This window comes from Bartonella sp. AP30XZML (assembly GCF_042195945.1).
Lineage (GTDB): Bacteria > Pseudomonadota > Alphaproteobacteria > Rhizobiales > Rhizobiaceae > Bartonella.
The window spans coordinates 1-7,352 of the sequence record NZ_JBHIPJ010000031.1 but is presented as its reverse complement, the minus strand read 5'-3'; the positions used below and the strand labels follow the sequence as shown (position 1 = coordinate 7,352).

6 protein-coding genes, 2 tRNA genes and 2 pseudogenes are annotated in these 7,352 nt (G+C 37.1%); 6 read left to right on the top strand and 4 right to left on the bottom strand.

The window, feature by feature from the left end; all coding sequences use genetic code 11:
* A pseudogene (locus ACFIL2_RS02120) lies at nt 1-428 on the bottom strand (hypothetical protein); the annotation flags it as partial.
* Nucleotides 429-626: 198 nt separating this feature from the next.
* On the opposite strand from ACFIL2_RS02120, the gene ACFIL2_RS02115 reads away from it, so the two are divergent.
* From ACFIL2_RS02115 to ACFIL2_RS02095, 5 genes are all read left to right on the top strand, one after another.
* The gene (locus tag ACFIL2_RS02115; protein WP_375680157.1) at nt 627-1,577 is read left to right on the top strand and encodes a siderophore ABC transporter substrate-binding protein; all 951 of its coding nucleotides are present in this window, start codon (nt 627-629) and stop codon (nt 1,575-1,577) included.
* A gap of 107 nt (nt 1,578-1,684) precedes the next feature.
* Nucleotides 1,685-2,641 carry an ABC transporter permease gene (locus ACFIL2_RS02110; RefSeq protein ID WP_375680156.1) on the top strand — a complete coding sequence of 319 codons (957 nt, stop codon included), beginning with the start codon at nt 1,685-1,687 and terminating at the stop codon, nt 2,639-2,641.
* Complete coding sequence (locus tag ACFIL2_RS02105) at nt 2,634-3,584, top strand: iron chelate uptake ABC transporter family permease subunit (RefSeq protein WP_375680155.1); 951 nt, start codon at nt 2,634-2,636, stop codon at nt 3,582-3,584. The genes ACFIL2_RS02110 and ACFIL2_RS02105 overlap by 8 nt, the downstream gene beginning before the upstream one ends.
* Entirely contained in the window at nt 3,581-4,339 is a 759-nt protein-coding gene (locus ACFIL2_RS02100; protein ID WP_375680154.1) for an ABC transporter ATP-binding protein, read from the top strand. The genes ACFIL2_RS02105 and ACFIL2_RS02100 overlap by 4 nt, the downstream gene beginning before the upstream one ends.
* A gap of 64 nt (nt 4,340-4,403) precedes the next feature.
* Nucleotides 4,404-4,477, top strand: a tRNA-Gln gene (locus tag ACFIL2_RS02095).
* A gap of 135 nt (nt 4,478-4,612) precedes the next feature.
* Here the strand turns inward: ACFIL2_RS02095 and ACFIL2_RS02090 are convergent.
* From ACFIL2_RS02090 to ACFIL2_RS02080, 3 genes and pseudogenes are all read right to left on the bottom strand, one after another.
* Nucleotides 4,613-4,818: pseudogene (locus tag ACFIL2_RS02090) on the bottom strand (DNA adenine methylase); the annotation flags it as partial.
* 1,239 nt (nt 4,819-6,057) lie between these two features.
* Complete coding sequence (locus ACFIL2_RS02085; RefSeq protein ID WP_375612406.1) at nt 6,058-6,189, bottom strand: hypothetical protein; 132 nt, start codon at nt 6,187-6,189, stop codon at nt 6,058-6,060.
* 181 nt (nt 6,190-6,370) lie between these two features.
* Nucleotides 6,371-6,760 (bottom strand): VOC family protein, encoded by a 390-nt coding sequence (locus ACFIL2_RS02080; protein WP_375680153.1) that lies wholly within the window; start codon nt 6,758-6,760, stop codon nt 6,371-6,373.
* 261 nt (nt 6,761-7,021) lie between these two features.
* Here ACFIL2_RS02080 and ACFIL2_RS02075 point away from each other — a divergent pair.
* Nucleotides 7,022-7,095: transfer RNA gene (locus ACFIL2_RS02075), tRNA-Gln, on the top strand.
* Nucleotides 7,096-7,352: the final 257 nt, after the last annotated feature.

Below are 7,352 nucleotides of genomic sequence, written 5' to 3'. Positions count from 1 at the left end.
ACACCGCCAACGCCAACACCACCAGGGACACCGCCAACGCCAACACCACCAGGGACACCGCCAACGCCAACACCACCAGGGACACCGCCAACGCCAACACCACCAGGGACACCAGCGCCACCAAGTCCACCAGCGCCACCACCAGGAACACCAGCGCCACCACCAGGAACACCAGCGCCACCACCATCCCCTTGGCTAGCGACTTGTGGCGAAGGAGATGCAGGTAATTCAACTACTTTAGGTGCAGGAGATTTTGATGAACTTCTAAAAGATGGCACCAGAGATGATAATCCACTTAGATTTGGCAATGAAATTGAAGGCAGTGAAAACCAACTACTCCCCATAGAAACATCTACACCTTGTAAAAAGAAGAAAGCACTTGTTGTCAGTGCGTACAAACGTGTACGCTTTTTAAATACATTGATCATATGTCAAACTTTCTAAATAATGTTGCAAAAACACTAGAATTAAGTGAAAATGAGGTAAGTGAACGATTTGTAACATATGTCAGTCAACTTTACAACATAGTGTTATTTATTTACGCTTCATTTTGTGCATAAAAATACCAAAGTTAAGTTTTTAAGTGCACAAACCCTTGTAATATTAGATAAAAGGATAAAATCACGATGATAAAATATATGAAATGGATGACTTCTATTTTACTGGTTGCAATTAGTTTTGCAACGATTTTGTGGACGCATACGAGTATTGCAAATACGAGTACCCAGACAAATATAACAATTGATCATGTTTCAGGCACGACTTCTGTTCCCACTTCTCCGCAAAAGGTTGTTGTGTTTGATCTTGCCTCGCTAGATAATATGAATCGCCTTGGTATCCAAGCAGTTATCGGCCTTCCTGAAGGAAAAAAACCTTCCTATCTGCAACAATTTGACGATGCAAAATATGAAAGAATTGGAACCGTTTTTGAGCCAGATTATGAAAAAATTGCCACTCTTCAACCCGATTTGATTATTATTTCCTCCAGAACTCAAGCAAAATATAAAGACTTATCCAAAATAGCCCCAACAATTGATCTAACCGTAGAAAACGAAAATTCTCTTGAAGATATAAAACGAAATGTGTCTATCTTTGGAAAAATTTTTGGTAAAACACAAGAAGCAGAAAAGGAAATTGCAAAAATCAATGAAGCTTTTGCTGAAGTCCGTAAAAATACCCAAGGAAAAGGCACCGGGCTCATACTCATGACCTCTGGTGGAAAAATCAGTGCTTTCGGACCAAAATCACGTTTCGATATTTTTCACTCCGCTTTTGGAATTGCCCCTGCAACCGATAAACTTACCGTGCAAAAACATGGACAACTCATTTCTCCTGAATTCATTCTTGAAACCAATCCTGATTGGTTGTTAGTGATTGATCGCGATGCAGCCATTGGACGGGAAGGACAATCCGCAGCACAATTGCTCAACAATGAGCTTGTTCACCGCACAACAGCAAGCAAACAAAACCAAATTATTTATTTGGACTCTTGGAGTTGGTATCGTGCAAATGGTGGTTTAACAGCACTCATTGAAACCGCTAAGCAGATCAATGAAGCCTTTACAAAGAGCAAATAAGCGCACGAAAGAGCTTGCTTGCTATATAAATAAAATTTAAAAGCAGGGGTTGTTTATGAAACAACCTTTGTTTTTTTTTATTAAGTTTTAAGAGAAAATGATTTAACGTGAAGAATTACTGGATAACCATAACACTTTTAATTTTCCTGTCTATCCTCAGCATTTTTGTTGGTTATTCTGATGTCACACCTTCTAACCTTTTTGCAGCCGATCCCCATGCGTGGCTTATTTTTTGGCAAACACGTCTTCCTCGTACCATTGCAATCCTTTTAGTAGGCGCAGCACTTGCACTTTCAGGCATGATTATGCAACTATTAACACGCAATCGCTTTGTCGAGCCATCAACCGCTGGAACCATTGAATCTGCTTCCCTTGGCATTCTTTTTATTATGGTTTTTTGGCCCGATATTCCTGTTTTAGGAAAAATGGTCGTTGCGACAATTTTTGCCATGGCAGGCACTTTACTTTTTATGTTTTTATTGCAACGCATTCCTCTAAAATCTACTCTCATTGTACCTCTTACAGGGATTATGCTAAGCTATATTATTGGCTCTTTAACCAATGCCATTGCAGATTATGAAATGTTACTTCCTTCTCTTCAAGCTTACTTATTTGGCAGTTTTTCGATGGTTCTTGAAGGAAAATATGAGCTCTTATGGCTATCCCTTCCCCTTTGTATTCTGGCCTATTGTACTGCTGATCGCTTTACGGTTGCAAGTTTGGGAGAAGATTTAACCAATAACCTTGGATTGAATTATCGTGTTGTCATGTTTTTTGGTCTTTTTATTGTCGCCTCAATCACTGCTGTTGTTGTGTGTACCATTGGCCGTATTCCTTTTGTTGGGTTGATTATTCCAAATATTGTTTCAAGTTTCATGGGAGATAATATGCGCTATACCGCTCCTTGGGTGGCCATCAGCGGTGCAGGATTGGTCTTGATTTGTGATCTTTTAGGACGAATCATTCATCCCTCTCTTGAAATTCCCATCAGCACCATAATGGGTGTAATCGGTAGTTTTATTTTTATGATACTGCTTTTACGCTGGAGAAAGCGTCTTGGATAGAAGAAGAAAAACAATATGTGTACTAACAACACTTATCATCATAGCATGCACTGTCATTAGTCTTTACATGACGTGGAATATCAATGTTCATACATGGAAATTTCGTCTTACAAAGCTTTCCTCTCTGCTTCTTATTGCCTATGCAATAAGCGTTTCCACGGTTTTATTTCAAACAATCGTTAATAACCGTCTTCTTACCCCTTCAATTATGGGATTTGATCAGCTTTATATTTTAATAAAGACTGCCCTAATGTATTTTGTAGGCTCTCTTTCTTTGCCCTTTTTGAATGAAGAAGGACAGCTTGTTCTTGAAGCCCTCATTCTTATCCTTTTTTCAATAAGCCTTTTTCGCTGGCTCTTTTCAGGAAGCCTAAAAGGGCTTCATTTGACGCTTTTAATCGGTGTTGTTTTAGGCGGATTTTTTTTCAGTTTACGGATGTTTATGCAATTGCAACTAAATCCAGACCAAATGATGAATTTAACCGATATTATGTTTGCAAATTTTAATAAATTCAATACACCGTTAATAAGCTTTGCCACAATCATTGTCCTCATTGTGAGTCTGATTGGATGGCATTCCCGTCATCTTCTTGATATCTTGGCTTTAGGACGTGAAAATGCCCTCAATCTTGGCGTTAATTACCACAAAAGTGCGACAGCTGTCCTTATTTTTGTTTCCATTCTCGTATCCATTTCCACCGCATTGGTAGGCCCCGTCACCTTTTTTGGACTGTTAGTTGCCAACCTTTCCTATGAACTTTCTCCTCAAGCAAAACACAGTATTGTTGTTCCAATTGCAATATTATTGGCTATTATTTGTCTGGTGGGGGGACAATTTATTTTAGAACAAATTTTTCATATGGCAGGGCGTTTAAGTTTTATCATTGAGTTTTGTGGGGGAATTGTTTTCTTAATGTTACTGATGAAGGGAAAACTAAAATGATTGAGATCAATCATCTTTCCAAAGCTTACGGAGCACGATTGATTATCGATAATTTATGCCTTCATCTTCCAAAAGGGGGGATTATTTCTCTCATTGGGCCCAATGGTTCCGGAAAGTCCACTCTTTTAATGCTGATAAGACGTCTTTTGCCACACCATAATGGGACAATTCATATCGACGGCTTTGATATTGATAAAATGCCCCTCGATATTTTGGCTCAAAAACTCTCAATTCTGCGTCAAGAAAATCCTTTGTCTTTTCGCTTAACCGTGTACGATTTAGTGAGTTTCGGACGCTATCCTTATTCAAAAGGCTGGTATACACATGAAGATAAACAATTTATCGACAGTGCACTACGCTATCTCGGCTTACAAGATTTACAAGACCGTTTTTTAGATGAGCTTTCTGGCGGTCAGCGTCAACGCGCTTTTATAGCAATGGTTATCTGCCAAGACACTGATTATCTTCTCTTAGATGAACCATTAAACAATCTGGATATGAAACATGCGGTTTCTATGATGAAGCAATTACGCCGCACAGCTGATGAACTGAAAAAAACCATTCTTATTGTTATGCACGATATTAATTTTGCCTCATCTTACTCAGATATGATTGTTGCATTGAAAAATGGGAAAGCGGCCTATTGTGGGACTCCAAAAGAAATTATGCAACCAAAAATTCTTAAAGACATTTATGATGTCGATATTCAAATCAAAACAATTAATGACATCCCTATCGCTCTTTATTATCGATAATCATAAAGATTTTTTGCGCTTGCATGCACTATAGAATCTGCTAGGGATAGTAAAATTAGCTTGTTGGGGAATAGTTTAATGGTAGAACAGCGGACTTTGACTTCGTCAATCTTGGTTCGAATCCAAGTTCCCCAGCCAGTATTTAATGATTGTAGCTTGTCATCGGGTTTTGTATAATTTGAAAGCAGGTTTTGCATCAATTTATTTTTTCAAAGGATCTGCAAAACTTTCAAGGGTCATTTAAAATCCCTTTAATGCATATTTTCTCTTCCTCTAAAAATTGCAATTTGAGATGATAAGCTCTTGAGCCGGTGCGGATTCTTTGAACCACATGTATAAGATGTGCCAACCTCTTTTATCTTAAATTGGCTAAAGATTTTTCGGATCTGAGACACATCATTGAGAGAGAAGAATTTTTCTCTTGCGCAAGCAAAGCAAACATTGTCTGGTAATCCTCTCGCAAATAAATCCTTTCCATAGTAATACACGTATATCTGGCTCTGTTTATGGGAAAGCCTTATCTAATAGCTATAAACCTATCTAAAGAGAGAATTCAAAAAAGAAAGCCGAGCCAAATGATATGACGCGGCTTTCAGATATTGATTATAAGATTCAAATGAATCATCCACAATGGAGTAATAAATTCATATATACAAAACGTATCATATTGCAAGTGCTCTATTTAGAAATATGAAAACTTATCAAAAGAAACGTAAATGATAGCTATGATTTTGATATCATTCATTAGCATTATAGAATCTATAAACGCTTGGTAACTTTATCAATCCAATCAAAAGAAAATGCATCTTAAATGAATGTTTTCTCAATAAGGCTTTCATAAGTATCTTTTCATTTTGCACTCAAATGTAACTTCTTTGCAAATTAACCAGCTCAAATTTGAGTTGGCAAAATTAACCAATCCAATTTTGGAGGCGTTATCTTTAGAATAGCCATCTTTAAACATTATAGCTTTTGACTCAAAATTGAATAAAATCCCATACCTTAGATGTTACAATGGTTTTGAATTTTGCTGCCTCATCTTTTTTTCAATAGGTGCCCCCCAAATTTGGGGGGAGCTCATTTGGTTTCGTATTTTTAATGTAACTTTTAAAACGTTTTTTTCTTGCTTGCTTGCATTATATCATTGAAATGCTTTCAATTTCATAAGACATAACATTGTGATTTTCATTCTATATTGTGATGATAGTATCTATATAATGCCTGCCTATCATTTACTACTTTTTAGTAAGTGTTTTTAAAAATGATCTTGTCTTTAAATCCTTTTATGCAATCTTTATGAACTAAATCTATAAGCTTATGATAGTTTCAAACGATTATTCCTTTTAAGGTTACACTCAAATAAAGAGCAAAACACATCCATTCTTAAACGTATGCAATTTATGTTATCGATAATTCCAAACGACTGAAATTTAAAACAATGTGATTTGTGCTGTGATAAAAACGTATCATAAAATTTATGACCTGTTATGAATGATAACCGCTTTTCATTTCATTTGAATGCACCTATGCGTTATAGTATTTGCATCATGATTTGCTTTTTATAGTCTATACATCCATGGCAATCTTATATAAAAAATGATCAATTCAAACATGCATAAAAGTAGGGATTCTTAAGTGGATTCATACAAAATAACTGCACTTAATATATTGATTTTATTAGTTTTTATGTACAAAACCTTTTTAACTTCATAAAGATATCAATTTCCTTGTAAAAAATATTCCTCCCATTCCAACAAAAGACTCCACATAAGGCGATAAGGGATAGCTTCTATGATTTTACAAGTACTGATCGCTGGCCATGCAATAACGCCGACTGATGTCCAAGCCAATTAGACCGCCTGTGGAAACAGGCAGGTTGTGGGGCTGAATATAGTGGAACAGCACCGAACGGATAAGCCACGCGTCGTAAGTAAGCCTCTTAGCTTGCATAGCTTATAGGTTTTGGAAACAGACAATTATTATAATTCAGGTATTATAATTCAGACAATTAAAGATCAGATCTCAAGCTTTTTAATCCAGTGGACAAACACGAATAATATCTCCGTCTGGATCTTTGATTAGGAAGGTACGTCCAAATACATCAGTATACGGTTCCTTCAAAACATTTATCTCAACAGTGGTTTGCTCTTTCCATTCCACATAGAGCTTATCTACGTCCTCTCCAGTAGGCAACATAATGCCGATTTCTGAAAAACGAGGTGCATTTTCCTCAGGCGTATCGCCCCCAGACCAGAGAGCAAAGAGAGCATCCCCCGAAGAAGCAAATGCAACATAGCGTGGCGAGGTAAACACAGGTTCTTTCATGAAGATGAATTTGTAAAAAGCCGTAGAATACTCTATGTTTGAGACGTATACCAACTGTAGGTTTGGGGTAACAGGATAAGTAGGGATATTACTCATAAATTCTCCATGATTTAGTAGTAACTGCCTGACATGATACACCTATATTAGGGAATATTCCAAAAAGAGTTTATGATACCTCCGTTCGCGGTGTGCTCTATTTATATATTTTTACTCGCTTATTGCTATATGCTAAAATATCGAGGACGCCCCTACTGGGATTATAATGATATCCCTATCGCTCTTTATTATCGATAATCTAAAGATTTTTTGCACTTGCCTACACTATAGAATCTGCTAGAAATGGTAAAATTGGCTTATTGGGGAATAGTTTAATGGTAGAACAGCGGACTCTGACTCCGTCAATCTTGGTTCGAATCCAAGTTCCCCAGCCAGTTGTATTTGTATGTAGCTGTAGCTTGCCAGCGGGTTTTGTTGTAGCTTGTCATCGGGTTTTGCACAATTTGACAGCAGGTTTTGCACCAATTTATTTTTTTTCGAAGGGTTTTTAAGGGGTTCTCAAAGGGTCTTCAAAGACCTTTCAAAGATCATTTAAAGCCTCTTTAATGAGTGTAGCTTGCCAGCGGGTTTTGTATATTTTGCCACTAGGTTTTGTACCAATTCATTTTTTTTCAAAGAGTTTTAAAGGTGT